The following is a 22,248-nucleotide window of genomic DNA, read 5'->3' on the forward strand; positions in this document are numbered from 1 at the left end:
GGTGGAATCGCGCGTCGAGGCGATCAGGCCGAAGTTCGAATTCCCGCCGTTGCGCATGTAGGCCACCGTTCCGTACAGGAACGTGCGCTTCGACAGGTTGTAGGTGGTGCCGAGCACGTACATGATCGCGTGGCCCGACGGGTCGTGCGTGGCGTCGCCGTTGCCGCTGCCCACCCGAACGTAATAGCCGCCGCCCGTCACGGCCCAGGCCGGCGTGGCCGAGTAGGTCGCGCCGAGCCAGATGTGATCGGCGCGGTCGGCCAGGCCTTGCGGCGTGTCCGGCGCCGAGTAATGCGTGTAGGCGGCCTGGATCTTGAACTTCTGCACGTAGACGTTGGTGCCGACGAAATACTCGCGCGACGCCGTGAAGATGTTGTCCATCTTGCCGTTGTTGTTGCGCAGCTCGTCATAGATGCCGCGCACGTCGAACAGCGCCGAGTGATACGACAGCATGATGCCTTCCGAGCGGCCGAAATCGTTGGCCGGGCCGGTGTTGAAGCTGGTCTGGTTGCCGAACGCGTATTGCCCCTGCACGTCGAAGCCGTTCCACACCGGGCTGTGATACTCGATGTTGTTGCTGGTCTGCTGCCAGTTGCGGCCGCGCACCAGCGACGCCGACGAAAACGCCTGCTGCACGAACGGATCGAATTCCCACACGCCGTCGCTGTCGATGAACAGGTTGCGACCGGCCTGCAGCGTGCCCCATTCGTTGTTCTTCAAGCCCACATAGGCGCGCCGCGAAAACATCCGCCCGCCGCCGGTGGTGCCGTTCATGACCTGGAATGCGGTTTCGAGGTCGAAGATCGTCGAGGTGCCGCCGCCCAGATCTTCCGTGCCCTTCAGGCCGAACATGCTGGTGCCCCAGTCGCCGCCCTCGGCGCTCCAGCGCGTGCTGCTGCCCGTGCCCGACGGGTTCGCGATGTGGTTCAGGTACTCCACGCCGCCGTCGATCCGGCCGTAGAGCGTGACGCTCGACTGCGCGAACGCGGCAGCCGGCATGGCGACGATCAGCGCCGCGATGGAGGTCTTTCGAAGTGTCATATCCCCAGCCTGTTTGTCTCTCAGATTGATTGGCACTTCCGGCGGCCCGTGCGGCGCTTGTCGCGCCTGGCACGCGCGGCCAGCCGGAACGTGTTCCGGGCGCACGCTGCGGCCGCCGTTCGGGCGGGCAAGTGCGGTGTTCTTGTTGTCGACGACCGGTTCGATCCCTGCACCGCGCATTGCCGCGATGCGTCGCCCACTCGCGAACCGACGGCCGCCGGTTTCACATCCACGCGCCGGGCAGCCGGTTTTCCGGCCTCACCGGGCCGCGCGGACCGGAAATGTACGCGCTTGAGGCGGGCAGGACAATCTCTTTATAGGCGAAGGATTGTTACGGTCTACTGGATAAACCGTACCGATCGCCGGTTTGTCGGGCGTGCACCACAGGGCTTTTCGGGGCAACGCAATCGTGCTAATGCGACAAAAATTGTGACCTGGCACCTGAAAGGGGTCGGTTAGAATCGCAGGCATTCCGAAAAGCATGCCTTCCGAGGGCGGGTCAGCGATGAAGCAGAACACATCTAAAAAAATCGTGTATTGGAGTGCCGCCCTGGCGCTCGCAGCGGGGCTCGGCGCCGGTTTTGGCTGGCCGGCGGACGCGGCGAAAATCGTCAGCGTATCGCCGCAAGGCTCGACGCCCGATGTCCGTCAGGTGGTGATCAAGTTCGATGAACCGATGGTGGCGTTCGGTTCGCCATCGCTGCCGGCCCCGGCGCAAGTCACTTGCGACGATCCGGCCAACTCGAAATACGACGCGGTGTGGAACGACGATCGCACCTGGCTCGCGCAGTTCGCGCAGGATCTGCCCGCATCGGTGCGCTGTACCGTGACGCTGGAGGACAAACTCCGCTCGAGCGCCGGCCACGACGTGACCGGCCCGCGCCGCTTCACGTTCCAGACCAGCGGTCCCTACCCGTCCGAGATCCGCCCCGGCCGCACCGAGATCGAGGAAGGCCAGCAGTTCGTGCTGAAGCTGACCGGCGCGGCGACCGACGCCTCCGTGCGCGACAACGTCTGGTGCGAAGCCACCGGCATCGGCAACCGCATTCCGGTCAAGCTCGCCGACGCCGACACACGCGCGCAACTGCTCGACCACTTCCACTGGAAGAAGGATGCCGCCCGCGTGCTGACGCTCGGTTGCGCCCAAACCCTGCCGCCCGGCCAGCCGATGCAGCTGGTGTTCGGCGCCGGCGTGAAAGGCCCGAACGGCGTGGCCAACGGCACCGAGAAGCGCTTCGATTTCCGCGTGCGCGAGCCGTTCGCGGCCAACTTCAGTTGCGAGCGCGAAAACGCCAAGGCGGCCTGCACGCCGCTGCGCCCGGTTCGCATCGAATTCAACGCGCCGATCACGCGCGCCAATGCCGAGAAGCTGCGCCTCCAAGGCCCGGATGGCGCGATCGCCCCGACCTTCAAGCCCGACGACAAGGCCGGCGACACGCGCGCCGTCGAATTCGCCGCGCCGCTGCCCGACAACGCCGACCTCACGGTCACGCTGCCCGACGGCCTGACCGACGACAGCGGCCGCCGCCTCGCCAACGCCGACCTGTTCCCGCTGAAAACACGCACCGCAGCCATGCCGCCGCTCGCGAAATTCTCGTCGTCGACGTTCGGCATCATCGAGCGCTACGCCGAGCCCGATTCGCCGGCGCTGGTGCCCGTCACGCTGCGCAACGTGGAAGCCGACCTGAAGATCGCCGGCCTCAACGCCGGCCAGGCCGAGTTCGCCAATATCCGCGTGGAAGACGACAACGCGATCCGCGACTGGATACGCACGGTCGACCAGCTCGACACCATCGGCATGTCGGTCGGCAGCCTCGACAAGCTGCGCCCCGGCCTGTTCGAACACGCCAAACACCCGGTGTTCGTGCCGCCGGCCGAAGGCGAGAAGCCGCCGGTCGGCAAGCAGCGGATCGTCGACGTGCGCTCGCTGTCGCTGCTGGCCGGCGAGCCGCAGCTCCAGCGCCTGACGCTGCCGAAGGCCGATCCGGCCACGCTGCGCCCGTTCGAGGTGGTCGGCGTGCCGATCCCGAAGCCCGGCTTCTACGTGCTCGAACTGGCCTCGCCGGCGCTCGGCCGTTCGCTGATGGCCAAGCCCGGCGCGATGTACGTGCGTACCACCGTGCTGGTCACGAACCTCGGCGTGCATTTCAAGCGCGGCCGCGACAACAGCCTCGTGTGGGTCACCACGCTCGACAAGGGCAAGCCGGTGCCGAACGCGGAGATCCGCGTGTCGGACTGCAACGGCGAAGCGCTCGCCTCGGGCCGCACCGACGCGCAGGGCCTGCTCAAGATCGACGGCCCGCTCGCCGAACTGCATTCGTGCAACTACGAAAGCGGCTTCCGCAACACGTTCGTGTCGGCGCGCGTCAACGACCCCGCAACCGGCCCGGACATGGCGTTCGTCATCGACGACTGGAACCGCGGCATCGAATCGTGGCGCTTCGACGTGCCGACCGATCGCTCGGCGCGCCCGAACGTGGTTGCGCACACCGTGTTCGACCGGATGCTGGTGCGGGCCGGCGAAACGGTGTCGATGAAGCACTACCTGCGTACCGAGATGCTCGACACGCTCGGCTTCCCGAAGCGCTACCCGAACCGCGTGACGATTCGCCACGAAGGCAGCGGCGACACCTACGAGCAGCCGCTCGTGTGGGCCGCCGATCACACGGCCGATTCGAGCATCACGCTGCCGGCCGGCGCCAAGCTCGGCGAATACACCGTCTCGCTCGACTACGGCGGCACCGATGCGGGCGGCCAGCCGGCCGCTTCCGGCCGCGACGATCGGAATGATTCGCACGTCGCCTACGATGCCGGCTCGTTCCGCGTCGAGGCGTTCCGCCTGCCGGTGTTCAAGGGCACGGTGGCCGTGCGCGACGCCAAGACCAGCCCGCTGGTCGGCGCCAGCGAAGCCCCCGTGACGGTGCAGCTCGACTACGTGTCGGGCGGCCCGGCCTCGAACCTGCCGGTGCGCGTGTCGGCGCTGGTGCGCCCCGCCACCCCGGCGTTCGCCGACCGCTACCCCGATTTCTCGTTCAGCCCGTATCGCCCGGAACAGCCCGGCTCGGACGCCGGCGCGAGCGACGATGACGACAGCGACGACAGCAGCGCCGCCAACTCCGGCCCCGATCCCGACGCGCCGAAACTGGTGGCCGACAAGCTGCCCGTCACGCTCGACCGCAACGGCGCAGGCTCACTCACGCTGAAATCGCTGCCGAAGGTCGATGCGCCGAAGCGCCTGGCGCTCGAAGCGACGTTCGCCGACCCGAACGGCGAGATCCAGACGATCCGCAACGACACCACGCTGTGGCCCGCCGCGCTGGCGGCCGGCATCAAGGCCGGGCACTGGGTGGCGGTAGGCGATTCGGTGCCCGTCACCGCGCTGGCCGTCGATCTGGACGGCAAGCCGCACGCCGGCGCACAGGTGGAAGTGCACGGCTATGCGCGCATCACGACCTCGTCGCGCAAGCGCATGGTCGGCGGCTTCTACAGCTACGACAACCGCAGCGAAACGCGCGACCTCGGCGCGCTGTGCAGCGGCAAGACCGACGACAAGGGCCGCTTCGCCTGCGACGCCAAGCTCAAGGATGCCGGCGAAGTGTCGCTGGTGGCGGTGGTCAAGGACGGCTCGGACCGCGCCGCGACCGGCAGCACGTCGGTGTGGGTGGTGCGCGAGGACGACCTCTGGTTCGGCGGCAACAACACCGACCGGATCGACCTGATCCCCGAAAAGCCGTCGTACGAACCGGGCGAAACGGCGCGCTTCCAGGTACGCATGCCGTTCCGCTTCGCCACGGCGCTGGTGGCTGTCGAACGCTCGGGCGTGATGGAAACGCACGTCGTGCAACTGAACGGGCGCGATCCGACCGTCGAATTGAAGGTGGACAAGACCTGGGGGCCGAACGTCTACGTGTCGGTGCTGGCGCTGCGCGGCCGGCTGCGCGAGGTGCCCTGGTATTCGTTCTTCACGTGGGGCTGGAAGACGCCGGTCGACTGGGCGCATGCGTTCTGGAACGAGGGCCGCCACTACGTGCCGCCTACCCAGCTCGTCGACCTGTCGAAGCCGGCGTTCCGTTACGGGCTGGCCGAGATCAAGGTCGGCACGGCCTCGCATCAGCTCGCCGTGACCGTCACGCCCGATGCGGCCAGCTACCCGGTGCGCGGCACCGCGCACGTCAAGGTGGCGGTGCGCATGCCCGACGGCAAGCCCGCGCCGGCCGGCACGCAGATCGCCGTGGCCGCCGTGGACGATGCGCTGCTCGAACTGATGCCGAACACCAGTTGGGACCTGCTCGGCGCGATGCTGCAACGGCGCGGCTACGGCGTCGAAACCGCCACCGCGCAGATGGAAATCGTCGGGCGCCGCCACTTCGGCCGCAAGGCCGTGCCGGCCGGCGGCGGGGGCGGCACCGCGCCCACCCGCGAGCTGTTCGACACGCTGCTGCTGTGGAACCCGCGCGTGACGCTCGACGCGAACGGCGAGGCCAAACTCGACGTCAAGCTCAACGATGCGCTGACGCGCTTCACGATCGTCGCCGTGGCCTCGGTCGGCGCCGACCGTTTCGGCACCGGCCGCGCCAGCGTGCGCAGCACCCAGGATCTGCAATTGATCTCGGGCCTGCCGCCGCTGGTGCGCGAAGGCGATGCACTGGTCGCGCCGTTCACGCTGCGCAACACCACCTCGCGCGCGATGAAGGTGGTCGTCACGCCGAACGCGCCGGGGCTCGACTTGCCTGCGCAAACCGTGGAGCTGGCCGCCGGCGCCTCGCGCGAGGTGTCGTGGCGCGTGGCCGTGCCGAACGGCGCGGGCGACGCCGGCGGTGCGCTGCCGTGGTCGATCGCCGCCGCCGAGCAAGGCGGCGCACACGCGGCCGACGCGCTGAAGATCACCCAGCGCGTGGTGCCCGCCGTGCCGGTCACGGTGCAGCAGGCCACGCTGACGCAGATCGACGGCAGCTTCTCGTTGCCGATCGCGGCCCCGGCCGATGCGGCCGCCGGCAGCAACGGCATTGCACGCGGCGGCATCTCGGTCGCGCTGCAATCGAAGCTCGCCGACGGCCTGCCCGGCGTGACGCGCTGGTTCCAGCAGTATCCGTACCGCTGCCTCGAACAGCAGACCTCGCGCGCGCTCGGCCTGCATGATCCCGCGATGTGGCAGGCCGTGATCGCGCAGATGCCGGCCTATCTCGACCGCGACGGCCTGGCGGGCTACTTCCCGCTGTCGGCCGACAGCGGCGAGAACGGCAGCACCACGCTGACGGCCTACTTGCTGTCCGCCACCGACGAGGCGGCCAAACTCGATCCGCGCTTCGCCCTGCCCGATGCGCTGCGCACCCAGCTCGAAGCCGGGCTGGCCAGCTACGTGGACGGCCGCATCACGCGCGACACCTGGGCGCCGCGCGAGGATCGCGACCTGCGCAAGCTCGCCGCGCTGGAGGCGCTGTCGCGCCACGACGCCGCGCAGGCGCGCATGCTCGGCTCGATCGCCATCACGCCGGAGCGCTGGCCGACCTCGGCGCTGCTCGACTACTACGCGATCCTGTCGCGCCTGGCGGACATCCCGCAGCGCGACGAGAAGCGCGCCCAGGTCGAGCAACTGTTGCGCGCGCGCCTGTCGTATCAAGGCACGCAACTGGTGTTCTCGACCGCGCGCGACGACGATCTCTGGTGGCTGATGACCGGCAACGACAGCAATGCGGCGCGGCTCGCGCTGGCCTTCAACGGCAATCCGGCATGGAAGGACGAGATGCCGCGCATCGTGTCGGGCCTGCTCGCGCTGCAACGCAACGGCGCGTGGCAGACCACCACCTCGAACCTGCTCGGCGAGCTGGCCGTCGAACGCTTCTCGAAGACCTACGAGAACACGCCGGTGACGGGCCAGACGCAGTTGCGGCTCGGCGAGGCGGAGCGTCGAATCGGCTGGGGCGGAGCGGCAGCGGCCGTGGCCGCCTCGGCGCCGGTGCAGGCGTCGGGGGCCAAACTGACGGCACCGTCGAACGTGACGCAGTCGTCCGCCGCCACGCGCAGCGCGCCGGCTCGCACGGCGCTGCTGCCGTGGCCGGCGGCAGCGGCCGGCCACGCGCCGCTTACGCTGTCGCTGACGCAGGACGGCACCGGCAAGCCGTGGGCGACGATCCAGAGCCTCGCCGCCGTGCCGCTCAAGCGGCCGGTGGTGTCCGGCTACCGGATCACCAAGACGGTCACGCCGGTCGATCCGGCCGTGAAGGGCGCGCTGACGCGCGGCGACCTGGTGCGCGTGCATCTCGACGTCGATGCGCAAGCCGCGATGACCTGGGTGGTGGTCAACGATCCGGTGCCCGCCGGCGCGACCATCATGGGCTCGGGCCTGGGCCGCGATTCGGCGATCGCCACACAGGGCGAGGCGTCGTCCGATGGCGCCTGGCCGTCGTTCGTCGAGCGCGACGTGGCCGGCTACCGCGCGTATTACGGCTACCTGCCGGCCGGCAAGACCTCGATCGAGTACACCATGCGGCTCAACGCGGTCGGCAGCTTCGGCTTGCCGCCGACGCGCGTCGAGGCGTTGTATGCGCCGTCCGCCTACGGCATGGCGCCGAACGCGCCGATCGTCGTGAAGCCGGCCGCGGCGCAGCAGCCGTGAGCGCGGGCCGTCCCGGCGCGCGGCGCAGGCTGCGCGTGCTGCACGTGCTCGCTGCCGCCGCGCTGATCGGCGGCGCGGGCGCGGCCCACGCCGTGCCCGGCTACGACGCCGTGCGCCGCGATTTCCGCAGCTCCGACTGGCTGCTGCTCGCACGCGACGGCACGCCGCTGCAGCGCACCCGCATCGACAGCGCCGAGCGGCGCGGCGACTGGGTCACGCTGGCCGACGTGTCGCCCGCGCTGCGCGCGGCGATCGTCGTCTCCGAAGACAAACGCTTCTACGACCACAGCGGCGTGGACTGGCGCGGCATCGCCGGGGCCGCATGGGCCAATCTGTGGAATTCGCGCACGCGCGGCGCCTCCACCGTCACCATGCAACTGGCCGGGCTGATCGGCGACAGTTCGCGCCGCTCGGGCCAGCGTTCGCTGCCGCAGAAGGCCGGCCAGGCGATCGATGCGCTGTGGCTCGAACGCAGTTGGCGCAAGGATCAGATTCTGGAGGCCTACCTGAACCTGGTGCCGTTTCGCGGCGAGACGGTCGGGCTGTCGGCGCTGTCGGTCACGCTGTTCGGCAAGGCGCCGTCCGGCCTCGACGAACGCGAATCGGCCGTGGCCGCTGCGCTGATCCGCGCGCCGAACGCCAGCTATCCGAAGGTCGCCGAGCGTGCCTGCCGGATTCTCCATGACATGCAGGCGGCGGCCGGCTGCACCGGCCTCGACGGCTTCGTGCAACTGGCGTTCGCACGCCCCGCGCCGCCCTCCTCGGCGTTCCTCGGCGGCGAGGCGCTCGCGCCGCATTTCGCGCGCCGCATCGCGGCGGAAACCAGCCCGCAACCCGGCGCACGCATCCGCTCGACGCTCGACGCGGGCCTGCAACGCTTCGCCCGCGATGCGCTCACGCACGCGCTGACCGAATTGAGCGCCGCGCCGCGCTCGCGCAACGTGCAGGACGGCGCGGTCATCGTGATCGACAACCGCAGCGGCGACATCCTGGCCTGGGTCGGCTCGTCGGGCGCGCTATCGGCCGCGCCCGAGGTCGATTCGGTGCTGGCACTGCGCCAGGCCGGCTCGACGCTGAAGCCGTTCCTGTATGCGCAGGCCATCGACGAGCGGCGCCTGACGGGCGCCACCCTGCTCGACGATTCGCCCGTCGATCTCGCGGCCGGCGGCGGCCTCTACGTGCCGCAGAACTACGATCACGATTTCAAGGGCTGGGTCAGCGTGCGCAGCGCGCTCGGCTCGTCGCTGAACGTGCCGGCCGTGCGCACGCTGGTGCTGGTCACGCCGCACCGCTTCTCGCGCACGCTGACCGCGCTCGGCCTGCCGCTCACGGAACAGGGCGACTACTACGGCTACAGCCTCGCGCTCGGCAGCGCCGACGTCACGCTGCTGACGCTGGCCAACGCCTACCGCGCGCTCGCCAATGGCGGCCTGGCGCGGCCCGCGTTCGATCTGCCGCGCAGCGCCGCGCAAGTGGCCGCGCAGGCGGGGGCCAAGCGCGTGTTCAGCGCCGACGCGAGCTTCATCGTCACCGACATGCTGGCCGACAACAATGCGCGCACGCGCACGTTCGGCTTCGACAGCCCGCTCGCCACGCACGTGTTCTCGGCGGTCAAGACCGGCACCAGCAAGGACATGCGCGACAACTGGGCGGTCGGCTACACGTCGCGCTACACGGTGGGCGTGTGGGTCGGCAATGCGGACGGTTCGCCGATGTGGAACGTGTCGGGCGTGACCGGCGCGGCGCCGGTGTGGGCGGCGATCGTCGCGCGGCTGCATCGCGACGGCGGCAGCGTCGCGCCGAAGCCGCCGCCCGGCGTGGTAAGCGAGCGCGTCACATTCGAGCGCGCGATCGAGCCGTCGCGCGACGAGTGGTTCCTGAGCGGCACCGAAACGGCCGAGGTCAAACTGGCGGCCGGCGCGGGCGGGATGCCGGCGCGGGCTTCGGTGACCGCACCGGCCGCGCGCCGCGACGGCGCGGGCCGGCTTCGCTCCGTGGCCGCCACGGCAGGTGCCGGCGGCCCGCATGCGCCACTGGCGATCGCCTCGCCGACCGACGGCACGATCTTCGCGCTCGACCCCGACATCCCGCCGCGCAACCAGCGGGTCTGGTTCGAGCGTGTATCGGGCGACAGCGGACGCGGCAGCTGGCGACTCGACGGCCGCACGATCGGGCGCGGCGAACGCGTCGCGTGGCTGCCGTGGCCGGGCCATCATCGGCTCGAACTGCTCGATGCCAGCGGCAAACCGGCCGATCAGGTGGGGTTCGAGGTGCGCGGGGCCGTGGCGCGGCCCGGTGCGGCGGGACGCAGCGGGCCGTAAGCGCCGCCCGCCGTCCAACCGAAGTCAGTGCGCGGCCGCGGCCTCACCGGCGATTGCGCGCCGCACGCGCCCATAACAACCGGCCGACGATCAGGCCGATCACGATCGTCGCGCCATAGCCCGCCGCGAGCACGATCTCCGGATCGGATTCCGAACTCCGCGCGGCCACCACCGCCGTGCCGATCAAGACGATCAGCAGCCCTGCCAGCCATTTCATCGGCATCTCCCCCTCCATCCCGTCGTTTTATGGCGGTCGCACGCCGCTTCGGTCGTTATAACGGCTCGCGCCCGCTTGCGCAGGGAGGGAAAACACGGGAGACGTCGCGTCGTATCCAAACCGCGTCGGATTCCGAACGATTCGCGCTCGATGGCTCGAATCGTCGGAGGAATCGCTCGTTCGGATGCCTATGAACGGCTCGCCAGCGTCGCCGTAGGCGTCACGGCATGGCGGACATGCAAACCCGGTTCGGTGCGATACCGGTCGGCGGCGAGCAATGCGTGTGCCGTCGGTTTTCCGGGGCATGGCAAGCAAGCGCGCGTTTCCACGCGGTGCGATCGGAAATCATTGCGCCGCGCCAATGAAAAAGCCCCGCCTGAAGCGGGGCCAAACGATTCCGGAATCGATCCGGTCAGTGAGCGGCAGCGACCAGCCGATAGCGCTTGTACAGTTCAGTCACATCGAAGTAATAGGTGCGCGACTGGCCGCCGGCATCCACCGTGTCGATCGCATCGATCTTGCGGGCCGGCACGGTATCCAGCGACTGGCGGCCTGCCCGCAGCTTCTTGGCGAGCAGCCAGTTCACTTCCTCACTGATGGCCACGACATGCACGGCCGTATCCGGCGTCAATCCGTCGCCGCTATGTGCAATATCCTGCTCGATACCGAACAGATACAGCCGTATCTCGTCTTGCGCCTGCGTATCACCGGATTTACCGAGCAGAAAACTGTAGACCGACATCAGGCTGAAAATCGGAATATCGCAAAGCGGCCGGATTTTCTCGATCTCTCGAAGTTTGGCGAGCGCGGCGGTTGCATCGCCTTGCTGTATCAATTGCATCGCCTGCTTCTGGTCGTCCTGCACGGCTCGAATCAATTCAAGATAATTGAAACTCGTATCGTTCAGGAATGTGATGCGCCGTTCATGCGCGTCTTTCAAGGCGGCGGCGAACTTGCCTTGATCGGCCGTAACCGGCAGCGGCTTGAAAATATCCGGATTCGCCTGCTTGATCTCCTGGGCTTCACGCGGATTCGTCGTGAAATAAACGATGGCCGGGCTGCCGCCGGCCGGTGCGACATACGACACTTTCTGCAGCGTCGCGCCTCGATATTCGAGCGTGCTCACGTTGCTGACCGTGCCCGAATGCAGGCGCACCCAGACGCCCATCTCGCCGATCCGCACCACGCGCACCGGATCGTCGGGCGTATCGCCGCTGCCGGAGCGCTTGAGCAGGATGTCCGCGAGGGCATCCACGCGCTGGCCGCATTCGGTGGCTTTGATGATCAGGCCGAGCTTGTGATAGATATTGAAGCAGACGATCTGCGCGTCGTAATCGGGATATTGCGCAAGTGGCGCGTATTTCTCCAGTTCCTGCAATTTCGTCAACGCGTCCCAATCCTTGCCCGAACGATCGAGTGCATTGGCGGCGGTCACGATGGACAGCGTGTCGCGGCTGAACTGCTGGAAATTGATTTGGGCATTGTCGGCAAGCGCTTGCCGCGCCGTTTGCATTTGTTCGACCGGCGACGCGGCGTCTTGAGCAATGGCGGCCGTGGCGATGAAGCCGCACAGCAGGAAAATCAGACATCTGATCGGCTGCATGAATACCTTGTTTTTGATTTGATATCGGGGAATTTATTTCAAGCGCGACAGTATGCCTTGGCGTTATCGACTTGCGTACTCGCCTGCATGTCTTTTTATTTCGGCGGTGGAAAGCGATTCATGCAAATTCCTTTCCCAATGCCATCTGATTGATTACCTATCGAGCGCTGTCAGGCGGCGCGGATACCCACCCGCCACGATGCCGCCGCTGCCGCTTCGCCGGTTGCCCGTCACGAACCGCACCATTTCCTCGACATTTCTCGAAAAACGCGGCCACAACCTCAAAATCTCAACTAGCAAACGTTTGCTTTTCAGAAAAAAATAAATCGGTGCGCTACCGCACCGTTGCAATCGAACCGATTCGCGAGTGACGTCGTCATGGGCGCCGTCGAATTCCCGACATCCATGCGATCGATCATGTATCTTGCGCGCCCCGGGGCCGGCGGCAGCTGGCACTGGCCGTCTCGGCCCGGGATCGTCATCACGGGCGGCGCTTGCCGCCCCGTCGATCAGGCGATCAGGAAGCGGTCGCGATCCTGTCCGGCGATCCAGCCCGGCACGCGGCCGCGGCCGGTCCAGGTTGCGCCCGTTTCCGGGTCGCGATAACGGGGCTTCGGCTTCTGATCCTCCTTGCGGGGGCGGCCCAGGCGCGGCGGAAACAGATCGCGCTCGGTCAACCCGTATTCGGCGATGGCGCGCCGGATATCCAGAATCACGGTCTTGAGCTCGGCTTCCCGGGCTTCTCCGGCCTGGCGGGTCAGCTCGTTCAATTTCTCGAGCAACTCGTGGTAATTCGACATGACAGCTTCCTCGTAGAACACCGTCGTTCTCGCGCGTCTTGGCATGAGGCTGTGAGGAATCGATGCACGCTGCGACGGTTTATAACGATCAAACAGGTCTCAACCCACTATCGCAAGATAGTGGCTCGCTTTTTTTCATGCGTCCTGCCCCGACATCCGAGTCGATGCGGGAAAACGGCCCCCGATCGGGCGCGAACGATTGCGCGACACGCCGCCTTTGGCCATGGCGGAATGTTGTCGTCGGGTTGCATGGCATGCCGGCTGGCGCGCCTCGCATCCCGTCACGGCGTGCAGCGCGTTGCCCCACCGCCGTGCCTGTTGCCACGCAATCGTATTGGCTCTCGAAACCCAACCGGACACCGTGCGAAAACGGTACGCGCATCACCGGACGAAGCGGCTTCATCCCCTCCGGCGTTGCACGTCGAACCTGCGTATTGCCCGTGACTCGGCAGCCCGTTTTCGCAGACGACGACCGTGGCACCCGGCGTCGCCCGGCTCGCGCCGAACCCGTTACTCAACCTGCTACTCAACCTGCTACTCAACTCATTACCCATTGCGGCGACCCAGGCCCCACCCTGGCATCGCATGGGTCCTGCTGCCTGCCGCTTCATCAAGCCAGGCCATCCCCGCCTGCCCGGAATTCATGTGGTTCGCGTCGAGCCGCGCAGGCGGCGTGCCGCAAGCCGGCGTTGCCGGCAGGCCGCGCCCCGTCAGCATGCGCCGGCCCCATTCGAGCAAGCCGCCCGGCAACGCCGCCGCGGTGTCGCGCGCGCAGCGCGCCGCGTCGTCCGGCTTACCGGCCGAGATGCTCGCGAGGCTGTTGCCGAGCCAGGCCGGCGCACGACCATCGGCCAGCGCGAACGGGCCGAGCCGATGTTCGAATTCGGCTGCCGCGAACGGATGCGCGACGCTCTGCGGATCGGTCGCGCGCGGCGACAGCACCACCACGCGGTCGTACAACGACAGCGCGCGGTGTGCCCCACCGCCCATCCGTTGAAAACAGGCATCGCTCACGCACACCAGCACGCGCGGCGCGGCCGTCGTATCACCCCAGAACGCGCGCACCCGCTGACGCCCGGCCTCGACCACAGCGCGGGCCCGAGCGGCATCCGCGGCGGTGGCGCTCCGTTCGAGATACAACGCGGGCGCCGTTTCGACAAAACCGAAGCACGACGGGCACAGCGCAGCAGCCGCCGCCGGCACGCTGGCGGCAAGGCCGCCCGCCAGCGCGGCCAGCACCAGCGCCACGACGCCATTCAGCACGGCGAACCGCAGCGCACGCGCCGCGAATGGCGTGCGCACGATCGGGCCGGTCTCGCCGCGCATCATGCGACGCACTCCGAACCGAGCCGTCGTGACAGCCGCCCTGTGATCACACCTCGCGCCCACCATTCAACCCGCGCAATCGGTTGCGCGCGCAACCGCTTCGCAACGCGGCGGCGGCATGCGCTCGACCTTGCGCACACCGCGAATATCGCGATGATCAAATACATGGTGGCGATGGCGGCCCAAATGAACGAAAGCATTGTGAAAGCTATGCCTGACGGGCTTTTGACCCATTGATCAATGGATCGGTAAACGGATTGGGAGAATAAAACTTGAGGGTTAAGGCGGAAATTTGAGCGTTGCCTGCCGATTTTCGAGTCATACCCCCTCCAAATCGGAAGCAATACGAATGAAATGCCGGCATTCATCGGACAATTGGGAGGTAATCCGATCACAGCATGCGCCGTGAATATGACGCCATCAGGCAGCGGCATGCAGCACACCGATTCGGAAAGCTGTTGCATGGCAACCTCCGCCATGAATTACTTTCGATGCGCCGGGGTGAAATACCGCGCCGGACTGCTACAATCGCGGTCCAACCTGAAAGATCGTGCGAAATGGGTTTCGAACAACTCGCTGAATTGAAGAAGCAGCTCGCCCAACAGCGAGCTGACGCCAAGCCGCAAGGCAAGTCCCCGAGCCAGGGCCAGTCCCAAGCCAGATCGTCGGCGAAGCCGTCGTCCGAGAAGCGTCACGGCCAGCCGGGGCAGAAGCCCGCATCCGGCAAGCCTGCCGGCCACGCGGGCGGCAAGCCCTCCGGCAAACCGCAGCAGAGCCGCCGTCCGGCGCCCGCCGTCGACGCCAAGCCGGTCAATCCCACGGTGCTCGCCATCGGCAAGCTGCAACGCCGCTTCCCCGCCGCCTTCCCGAAGAACCCCGCGCCCAAGGTGCCGCTCAAGATCGGCATCTTCAAGGATCTCGTTGCGCACACCGCCGAGCTGAGTCTCGACGAAGCGCAACTGCGCGATGCGATCAAGGAATGGTGCCGCGGCAGCCGTTACTGGGCCAGCCTCGTCACGGGCGCGAAGCGCGTCGACCTGACCGGCGCCGAAGCGGGTGAAGTGACCGAACAGCAAGCCGCGGGCGCGGTGCGCCTTGACCAGGCTCGCCGTACGCGCGCCGCCAAGTCGAAGGCCGGCGAAGCCAAGCGCGACGAGGCAGCCAAGGTGGAAGGCGAAGCGAACGCCGACGCCGCGGCCCAACCGCAGGCTGAAGCGGCACAAGCTATCGACGCGGCAGACGTGCCGGCCGAAACCGACGCTGCCGCACAGTCAGCCGCCCCGGAAGCGCCGGCCGCCAGCGAAGCGGGGCCCGACGCCGCATCTGCCGATCAGGAAACCGAACCGAAGTAAGGCAGCGAACCCGGCACCTCGCAGGATCGTGCCTTGCTCCTCCCTCGCTTCATCCCACGCGCCGACGGCTCACACCGTCGGCGCGTGTCGTTTGGCGCGCCCGGTTAACGGAACATCGTCGTCGCCAGTTCCACCACCTCGTTGCCCTTCGCGTTCAGCACCGCCTTCAGCATGTACAGGCTGAAGCCCTTGGCTTGCGCCCACTCGATCTTCGGCGGCAACGCGATCTCCTGACGCGCGATACGCACGTCGACCAGCACCGGCCGGCGCTGCGAGAACGCCTGCTTCAACGCCCCTTCCAGTTCATCCGACCGGTCGACGCGAATCGATTCGATGCCCGCGCCGCGTGCGATGGCCGCGTAGTCGGTATCGGCCAGCCGCGTGTCGTCGTCGAGATAACCGCCTGCCTTCATCTCCATCGAAACGAAGCCGAGCGAGCTGTTGTTGAACACGACGAGCACGAGCGGCAGCTTCTGCTGGCGTGCCGTGAGCAGCTCGCCCATCAGCATCGACAGCCCGCCGTCACCACACAGCGCCACCACCTGACGATCGGGCCGCGCGGCCTGCGCGCCGAGCGCCTGCGGCAACGCATTGGCCATCGAGCCGTGATTGAACGAGCCGAGCAGGCGGCGCTTGCCATTCATCTTCAGATAGCGCGCGGCCCACAGCGTGGGCGTGCCGACATCCACGGTGAAGATCGCATCGTCGTCGGCCAGTTCGCTGACGAGCCGCGTCAGGTATTGCGGATGGATCGGCGCGTCGCCGGGCGACGGCCGGGCGAGGCTGTCGAGCCCCTCGCGCGCCTCGGCGTAATGCTTGCGCGCGGCGTCGAGGAAGTGGCGGTCCGCCTTGCGCGCGAGCCGGCCGTTCAGCGCCGCCAGCGTCGCCTTGACGTCCCCCACCACCCCGAAATCGACCGGCACGCGCTTGCCGATCGTTGAACCGCGACGGTCGATCTGGATCACCTGCGCGTCGCTCGGATAGAAATTCCGGTAGGGGAAATCGGTACCGAGCATCAGCAGCGTGTCGCAGGATTTCAGCGCGTGATAGCCGGAGCTGAAGCCGATCAGCCCGGTCATGCCGACGTCGAACGGGTTATCCCATTCGACATGTTCCTTGCCGCGCAGCGCATGGACGATCGGCGCGCCGAGCATGTCGGCCAGCGCCACCACCTCGTCGTGCGCACCGGCGCAGCCACTGCCGCACAGCAGCGCGACCTTCTTCGACGCGTCGAGCCGTCGGGCCAGCTCGTCGATCTGGGCCGCCGCCGGCACCAGCGCGCTGCCCTCGTAGCCGATATGGCTCGGCGTGGCGTCGGGCGCGGCCTCCAGCGCGATATCGCCGGGCAGCACGATCACGGCCACGCCGCGCTCCTCGATCGCCGTGCGGATCGCACGGTCGAGCACGCGTGGAAATTGCTTCGGATTCGATACCAGTTCGACGAAATGGCTGCATTCGCGGAACAGCTCCTGCGGATGCGTCTCCTGGAAATAGTCGAGGCCGATTTCGGACGACGGGATATGCGCGGCGATCGCGAGCACCGGCACATGACTGCGCTGGCAGTCGAACAGGCCGTTGATCAGGTGCAGGTTGCCGGGGCCGCAACTGCCGGCGCACACCGCCAGCTTGCCGGTGATGGCGGCTTCCGCACCAGCCGCAAACGCGGCGGTTTCCTCGTGACGCGTGTGCGACCACGCGATCGTGCCAAGCCGCCGCAGGCTGTCCGAGAGGCCGTTCAGGCTGTCGCCCGTGACGCCCCAGATACGTTCGACACCGGCTTGCGCCAAGGTGCTGGCGAGATAGTCCGCGATGGTTTTGCTGGCCATAGGCCCTCCGCTCGAGTGGAAACAGGGTTCGCGCGCGGCCGTGCGCAAGCACGCAACGGCCGCGCATTCGAATCAGAATCAGTGGAGGATTGTGCCCGCTTGCGGCAAACCGCGCAGTTAGGCCGGGGCGGACCGCGCCGCCCCGTGAAGCTTACGAATCCGACAGCCGCGCCCGCACCGTGTATTCGCCGGACATTTCCCGCTCGGGCCGCACCGTATACCGCGACGCCTCGAAATCCACCGGCAGCGGCTCCACCGGGAAGCCGTGCTTTTCCCACGCGTCGAGCCCGCCCTTCAGCGCCTTCAGGTTGTGCACGTTCTTGCGCTGCAACTGCTGGATGATCTTCTTGGCCGTGGCTTCGTTCGGGCACACGCAATACACCACCAACGGCCGCGACAACAAGGCCGGATCGAGCTTGTCGGACGAGTCGAGATCAAGCGGATAGGCGCCCGCGATCCGGTAGGCATCCTTCTGGCGGATCGCGCGAGGGCGCGCATCGAAGATCAGCGGCGGGTTCGGCGACTTCATCATCTCGTCGAGCTGCGATGGCTCGATGCGCACCTTGCCGAGCCAGCGGCGGAACTGCATGCGGCGCACCCAGCGATACAACAGGAAGGTCAGGAAGATCGCGGCGAACGCGTCGAAGATGGTGCCGCCGCTGCTGCGCACCCACAGCACGATGCGCACGATTTCATGATCGAGCGCCGCGCCGCCGAGCAGCCAGGTCGAGGCCCACAGCGTCGCGCCCGCGAAATCCCAGAACAGGAACACCGGCACGGCGATGGCCGTGGTGCCGAGCAGCGGCGCCGACATCAGGCCAAGGCCCGGCAGGAATTTGGCGACGATCAGGAGCGGCGCGCCGTGGCGTTCGAATACGTTACGAGCGATCCGCAGCGTGGTGTCGAGCGACAGCGAGTAGCGCACCAGCCCGTTGAGCAGCCGGCGCCCGCGCAGGCGCCCGGCGCTGAACCACAACGAATCGGCCAGCAGCGTCGCGCCGATCGCCGCGGCGAACATGCTGGCGTAGGACGCCTGCCCCATCGCCGCCATCGTCCCGCCCAGGATCAGCATCGGCGCGGCCGGCACCGGCAGCCCGAGCTGCGTGACGAGCACGCTCAGGAACACGGCCCAAGGGCCGAGCGACGAAGGAATTGCTACGGGAAAGTGCCACACGGCGCCGCTCCTGGATCGAATCGAACCGGACTGCGCGGGGCGGAACCGCCCGGTGCGACATCGGCACGGGGTGCGGCACCCGGCCGCACGACCGGGATCAGCGCATTTTAGACGGTTTCGGTAACCGTACGTTGACAAAGGATTCTTGCGCAAACCGGTGCAGCGCGATTTTTATCCGCAAGACCGGTTCACGAACCACACAAACTACACGAGCCATCGAATCTGAAATCAAAACAATCCAAACCATCGTGTCGAATCGATTCAGTGCGCGTGTTTGTCTCTTGCCATTAGCCAAAAACAAGTAAACCAAGCACAATTTCACATCGAAAAGAACGAACCGACGCTCACCGCCACGAGCCGGCCGACGGACGCACGCAGGCACTGCATGCGGATACGGCTCGCGATGCGGCTCATACCTAAAAGCTCATGACCGATAGCGGTTCCTCACGCCCCTCATCCGGGCCGCCGCGCGAGCGTTCACGCTCGAAGTTCGCCGCGGCGCTGGCGCGCCCGGCTGCTGCGGGGTTCGGCGCGTTCGTCGTGGGCGCGGTGCTGTCGGCCGCGCTCGCGTGGTTTGTCGGCCAATCGTGGCAGGACGCCACCACGGCGCGCTTCGCGCGGCGCACGGGCACCGTCAGCGCCAATCTGCAACGCGAGCTGCAGGCGGGCGCCGCGGTGCTGACCGGCGCGCGCGGCATGCTGCAAGCCTCACCCGGCTTGAGCCCCGATGCCTGGCGCGCTTACGTGTCGGGCCTCGATCTCGACTACGCCCGTGCCCCGCTGCGAGCGCTCGGCTACGCGAGCGCGGGCAGCACGGCATCGCCTTCCGCCGCGACGATCGCCCTGTTCGCGCCGGTGGCCCACGGCGCGGCGCCCGAATTGCCGGCGCAGGACGCCGAGGCGATGCAGCGCGCCGCCGACACCGGCCAGATCGCCTTGGCCGCCCATGCAAGCCATCCCGCTCCGGACGCGGCCGGCAGCGTGGCGCCCGCGCTGACGCTCTACCTGCCCGTCTACCGCGACCCGGCCCCGGCAAACACGGCCGCCCGCCGCGGCGCGCTGGCCGGCTTCCTGTTCGCACCGCTCGACACCGCACGCGCCTTCGAGCTGGCCACCGAGGAAGACCGCAACCTCGGCCTGCAAGCCTATACCGCACCGCCAGGCGCCCCGCTCTACGCCACCGACATGCCGCCCGACGAGGCTCCGATCGCCCACTCGCGCTACCGCCGCACCGACACGCTCCATTTCGGCGGCGACACGCTGACACTCGCCTACACCGCGTTCGACACCACCGGCGGCGCCCGCACGCTGGCCTCGCTGGTGCTGGCGGCCGGCCTGATCGCGTCGCTGTCGCTGGCCGCCGCGATGGCCGGCTGGTCGCGCGCACGCGCCGCCGCACGCGCCGTGCCGAGCGGCAGCCGTCTCAACGAGGCGCGCATGATGGGCATCATCCGTTCGTCGATGGAAGCGATCATCACCGTGGACGAGGACCAGAAAGTGGTGATCTTCAATCCGATGGCGGAAAAGGTGTTCGGCGTGTCGGCCATGGACGCGATCGGCGCCCCGCTCACACGCTTCATTCCGCCACGGTTTCGCCCCGCCCACGGCCAGCACATCGCGCGCTTCGGCGTGACCGGGCAATCCGAGCGCCATCTCGGCAGCCAGCGCCTGCTCTACGGCCTGCGCGCGAACGGCGACGAATTCCCGATCGAGGCCTCGATCTCGCAGATCCACGACGGCGCCGGCAAGCTCTACACGGTGATGATGCGCGACGTGACCGAGCGCCTGCAGGCCGAGAACGCGCTGAAGGCGTCGCGCGAGGAGTTGCGCGAGCTGTCGGCCAACCTGCAGCGCGTGCGCGAGGAGGAAAAAACCCGCATCGCCCGCGAACTGCACGACGACCTCGGCCAGCAACTGACCGCGCTGAAGATGGATCTGTCGGCCGTCGAGCACCGGCTGCTGCGCAACAGCTCGCCCGAGGCGCACGAGAGCGTGGACGAGCCGCTGCGCGAGATGCGCCGCCTGATCGACGCGACGGTGGCCTCGGTGCGCCGCATCGCGGCCGACCTGCGCCCCGTGATGCTCGACGATCTCGGCCTGGTGCCGGCGATCGAATGGCTCGTCAACGATTTCACGCACCGCTACGGCATCGACGTCGAACGCCGCATCGAGCCGGGCGAGCTGGAATTCTCGAACGCAAGCGCGACGGCGCTGTTTCGCATCGTGCAGGAAGCGCTGACCAACGTGGCGCGCCATGCCGACGCCACGCGCGTGGAGCTGGCGCTGACGATGGACGAGCACCAGTGCGTGCTGCGCATCGCCGACGACGGCGTGGGCGCGACGCACACCGACGTGCGCCGCGCGCCCGACGACAAATCGTTCGGCCTGCTCGGCATTCGCGAGCGCGCCCACATGCTGGGCGGCGCGGTACGCATCGAAACGGCGCGCGACCAGGGTTACGCGCTGACCATCACCATTCCCCTACCGTCGATTCAACAGGACCCGAACCTGCCATGATCCATGTGCTGATTGCAGACGATCACGCCCTCGTTCGCGACGGCTTGCGCCACATCCTGAAGGAAGCCACCGGCTTCGATGTGGCGGGCGAGGCGCACGACAGCGCCTCGACCATCTCGCTGATCCGCCAGACCCCCGCGCAGGTGCTGGTGCTCGATCTGTCGATGCCGGGCCGCAACGGCGTCGAACTGATCAAGCAGATCAAGGATGAAAAACCGGCGCTACGGATTCTCGTGCTGACCATGCACGCGGAGCAGCAATATGCGCTGCGTGCGTTCCGCGCCGGCGCGTCGGGCTATCTGACCAAGGAAAGCGCCAGCGCCGAGCTGGTGGGCGCGGTATCGAAGGTGGCGTCGGGCGGCGTGTACGTGAGCCTGTCGATGGCCGAACGGTTCGCGCAAAGCCTCAACGAGCCGGCCGACACGCTGCCGCATCAGCGGCTGTCCGACCGCGAATTCGACGTATTCCGGCGCATCGCCACCGGCCAGACGCTGACCGAGATCGCCAACGCGCTGTGCGTCAGCGCGAAGACGGTCAGCACCTATAAAACCCGGATTCTGGAAAAGATGCAGATGCCGCACGAAGCGGCACTGGTGCGCTACGCGCTGCGGCACCGGCTGGTCGACGACCCCGACGACTGACCCCCGCCGCGTGCCGCAACCGGCCGGCACCCGTGTCAGCCGCAGAAGCGGAAGAACCCGCTGCGCAGCTTGACGGGATCGCCGCCCGACGTTTCGATCAGCCGCCGCGCGGCTTCCTCGATTTCGTCGCGATGCGCGGCGAACGCGTGACGCAGATCGCCCTCACCCGACGACGCCGCGCCGAAATAATCGGCCAGCGCCTCCGCGCTGATCTCGCAGCGCATGCGTGCGGTATCGACGAGCACCGGGAAGGCGATGGCCGGATCGGCCGGCGTGAACAACGGGGGATCCTGCGGAAACGAGATATGCATGACAGCCTCCTCAACGGGCAGCGCAAAATGCACCCGACGATTCAGCATAGTCGGCGCGGCGAGCCATCGCTTGCGCGCGATCAAATTCGCTACATCGCTTACATCATGTCGCAGATGCCCACCCCGGCCGCGCGGCAACCGGCAGGTTCGGGGTCGCAAGCCGCATACCGCGCCTGTGTTCAGGGCAGCACCGCCGCGCCGCGCGATTCGAGCAGCCGCCGCAGGATGCCGCGATGGCAATGCGCCTCGTCCTCGCAATAGCAGCCGATCGAGAAATCGCTGCCATGCGACAGCGCCGCCAGCAGATCGAGCACCTTGCCGGCCTCGCCCTTCGCCATCTCGGCACGGAAGCTGCGCGAGAACGCGCGCCATTTGGCATCGGTATCAGCCGCATGGGCGGCCTTGACCAGCGCCTCGCTCGGCGCCAGCACCGGCAGCCAGACGTCGTAATAGTCGCGGGTGGCGAATTCCGCCTTCGGCACGCCGCGCGGCGGCCGCCGCAC

Annotated in this window: 15 protein-coding genes; 6 read left to right on the forward strand and 9 right to left on the reverse strand. The window is 67.7% G+C overall.

Going from position 1 to position 22,248, the window contains the following annotated elements; all coding sequences use genetic code 11:
* On the reverse strand, nucleotides 1-1,041 hold a 1,041-nt coding region (locus ACYP33_RS32000), incomplete at its 3' end, for a porin (RefSeq protein ID WP_459625194.1).
* Between the two features lie 505 nt (nucleotides 1,042-1,546).
* Here ACYP33_RS32000 and ACYP33_RS32005 point away from each other — a divergent pair.
* Complete coding sequence (locus ACYP33_RS32005; RefSeq protein WP_459625195.1) at nucleotides 1,547-7,657, forward strand: alpha-2-macroglobulin family protein; 6,111 nt, start codon at nucleotides 1,547-1,549, stop codon at nucleotides 7,655-7,657.
* Nucleotides 7,654-9,978, forward strand: coding sequence for a penicillin-binding protein 1C (gene pbpC / locus ACYP33_RS32010; RefSeq protein ID WP_459625196.1), 2,325 nt, complete (start codon nucleotides 7,654-7,656; stop codon nucleotides 9,976-9,978). The genes ACYP33_RS32005 and pbpC overlap by 4 nt, the downstream gene beginning before the upstream one ends.
* A gap of 43 nt (nucleotides 9,979-10,021) precedes the next feature.
* Here pbpC and ACYP33_RS32015 read toward each other — a convergent pair whose 3' ends face one another.
* Both ACYP33_RS32015 and ACYP33_RS32020 read right to left on the reverse strand, forming a co-directional pair.
* Nucleotides 10,022-10,195 carry a hypothetical protein gene (locus ACYP33_RS32015; protein ID WP_414439313.1) on the reverse strand — a complete coding sequence of 58 codons (174 nt, stop codon included), beginning with the start codon at nucleotides 10,193-10,195 and terminating at the stop codon, nucleotides 10,022-10,024.
* A gap of 412 nt (nucleotides 10,196-10,607) precedes the next feature.
* Nucleotides 10,608-11,708, reverse strand: a complete 1,101-nt coding sequence (locus ACYP33_RS32020) for a hypothetical protein (RefSeq protein ID WP_459625197.1) — start codon at nucleotides 11,706-11,708, stop codon at nucleotides 10,608-10,610.
* Nucleotides 11,709-11,732: 24 nt separating this feature from the next.
* Here ACYP33_RS32020 and ACYP33_RS32025 point away from each other — a divergent pair, with 24 nt between their 5' ends.
* Nucleotides 11,733-11,951 (forward strand): hypothetical protein, encoded by a 219-nt coding sequence (locus tag ACYP33_RS32025; protein ID WP_459625198.1) that lies wholly within the window; start codon nucleotides 11,733-11,735, stop codon nucleotides 11,949-11,951.
* Between the two features lie 356 nt (nucleotides 11,952-12,307).
* Here the strand turns inward: ACYP33_RS32025 and ACYP33_RS32030 are convergent, their stop codons facing one another.
* Complete coding sequence (locus ACYP33_RS32030) at nucleotides 12,308-12,598, reverse strand: H-NS histone family protein (RefSeq protein WP_414439315.1); 291 nt, start codon at nucleotides 12,596-12,598, stop codon at nucleotides 12,308-12,310.
* Nucleotides 12,599-13,144: 546 nt separating this feature from the next.
* The gene (locus ACYP33_RS32035) at nucleotides 13,145-13,927 is read right to left on the reverse strand and encodes a hypothetical protein (RefSeq protein ID WP_459625199.1); all 783 of its coding nucleotides are present in this window, start codon (nucleotides 13,925-13,927) and stop codon (nucleotides 13,145-13,147) included.
* A 395-nt stretch (nucleotides 13,928-14,322) separates the two neighbouring features.
* Between ACYP33_RS32035 and ACYP33_RS32040 the strand changes: the two genes are divergently transcribed.
* The gene (locus ACYP33_RS32040; protein WP_459625200.1) at nucleotides 14,323-15,276 is read left to right on the forward strand and encodes a ProQ/FinO family protein; all 954 of its coding nucleotides are present in this window, start codon (nucleotides 14,323-14,325) and stop codon (nucleotides 15,274-15,276) included.
* 104 nt (nucleotides 15,277-15,380) lie between these two features.
* Here the strand turns inward: ACYP33_RS32040 and poxB are convergent, their stop codons facing one another.
* Complete coding sequence (gene poxB, locus ACYP33_RS32045) at nucleotides 15,381-17,102, reverse strand: ubiquinone-dependent pyruvate dehydrogenase (RefSeq protein WP_459625201.1); 1,722 nt, start codon at nucleotides 17,100-17,102, stop codon at nucleotides 15,381-15,383.
* 151 nt (nucleotides 17,103-17,253) lie between these two features.
* On the reverse strand, nucleotides 17,254-18,276 hold the full coding sequence (locus ACYP33_RS32050) for a VTT domain-containing protein (RefSeq protein WP_414447485.1): 1,023 nt from the start codon (nucleotides 18,274-18,276) through the stop codon (nucleotides 17,254-17,256).
* A 426-nt stretch (nucleotides 18,277-18,702) separates the two neighbouring features.
* Between ACYP33_RS32050 and ACYP33_RS32055 the strand changes: the two genes are divergently transcribed.
* Entirely contained in the window at nucleotides 18,703-20,793 is a 2,091-nt protein-coding gene (locus ACYP33_RS32055; RefSeq protein ID WP_459625202.1) for a PAS domain S-box protein, read from the forward strand.
* Entirely contained in the window at nucleotides 20,790-21,434 is a 645-nt protein-coding gene (locus tag ACYP33_RS32060) for a response regulator (protein WP_206128262.1), read from the forward strand. The genes ACYP33_RS32055 and ACYP33_RS32060 overlap by 4 nt, the downstream gene beginning before the upstream one ends.
* Nucleotides 21,435-21,469: 35 nt before the next feature.
* On the opposite strand, the gene ACYP33_RS32065 is transcribed toward ACYP33_RS32060, so the two are convergent.
* Nucleotides 21,470-21,745, reverse strand: a complete 276-nt coding sequence (locus tag ACYP33_RS32065; protein WP_414439322.1) for a DUF1488 family protein — start codon at nucleotides 21,743-21,745, stop codon at nucleotides 21,470-21,472.
* Nucleotides 21,746-21,924: 179 nt separating this feature from the next.
* On the reverse strand, nucleotides 21,925-22,248 hold a 324-nt coding region (locus ACYP33_RS32070; protein ID WP_459625203.1), incomplete at its 5' end, for a DUF488 domain-containing protein.

Source organism: Burkholderia sp. 3C (assembly GCF_054589155.1).

Coding starts and splice junctions, on each gene's coding strand:
- ACYP33_RS32005 (WP_459625195.1), top strand. CDS start 1,547: ATGAAGCAGAACACATCTAAAAAAATCGTGTATTGGAGTGCCGCCCTG.
- ACYP33_RS32015 (WP_414439313.1), bottom strand. CDS start 10,195: ATGAAATGGCTGGCAGGGCTGCTGATCGTCTTGATCGGCACGGCGGTG.
- ACYP33_RS32020 (WP_459625197.1), bottom strand. CDS start 11,708: ATGCAAACGGCGCGGCAAGCGCTTGCCGACAATGCCCAAATCAATTTC.
- ACYP33_RS32030 (WP_414439315.1), bottom strand. CDS start 12,598: ATGTCGAATTACCACGAGTTGCTCGAGAAATTGAACGAGCTGACCCGC.
- ACYP33_RS32035 (WP_459625199.1), bottom strand. CDS start 13,927: ATGATGCGCGGCGAGACCGGCCCGATCGTGCGCACGCCATTCGCGGCG.
- ACYP33_RS32040 (WP_459625200.1), top strand. CDS start 14,323: ATGCGCCGTGAATATGACGCCATCAGGCAGCGGCATGCAGCACACCGA.
- poxB (WP_459625201.1), bottom strand. CDS start 17,102: ATGGCCAGCAAAACCATCGCGGACTATCTCGCCAGCACCTTGGCGCAA.
- ACYP33_RS32055 (WP_459625202.1), top strand. CDS start 18,703: ATGACCGATAGCGGTTCCTCACGCCCCTCATCCGGGCCGCCGCGCGAG.
- ACYP33_RS32060 (WP_206128262.1), top strand. CDS start 20,790: ATGATCCATGTGCTGATTGCAGACGATCACGCCCTCGTTCGCGACGGC.
- ACYP33_RS32065 (WP_414439322.1), bottom strand. CDS start 21,745: ATGCATATCTCGTTTCCGCAGGATCCCCCGTTGTTCACGCCGGCCGAT.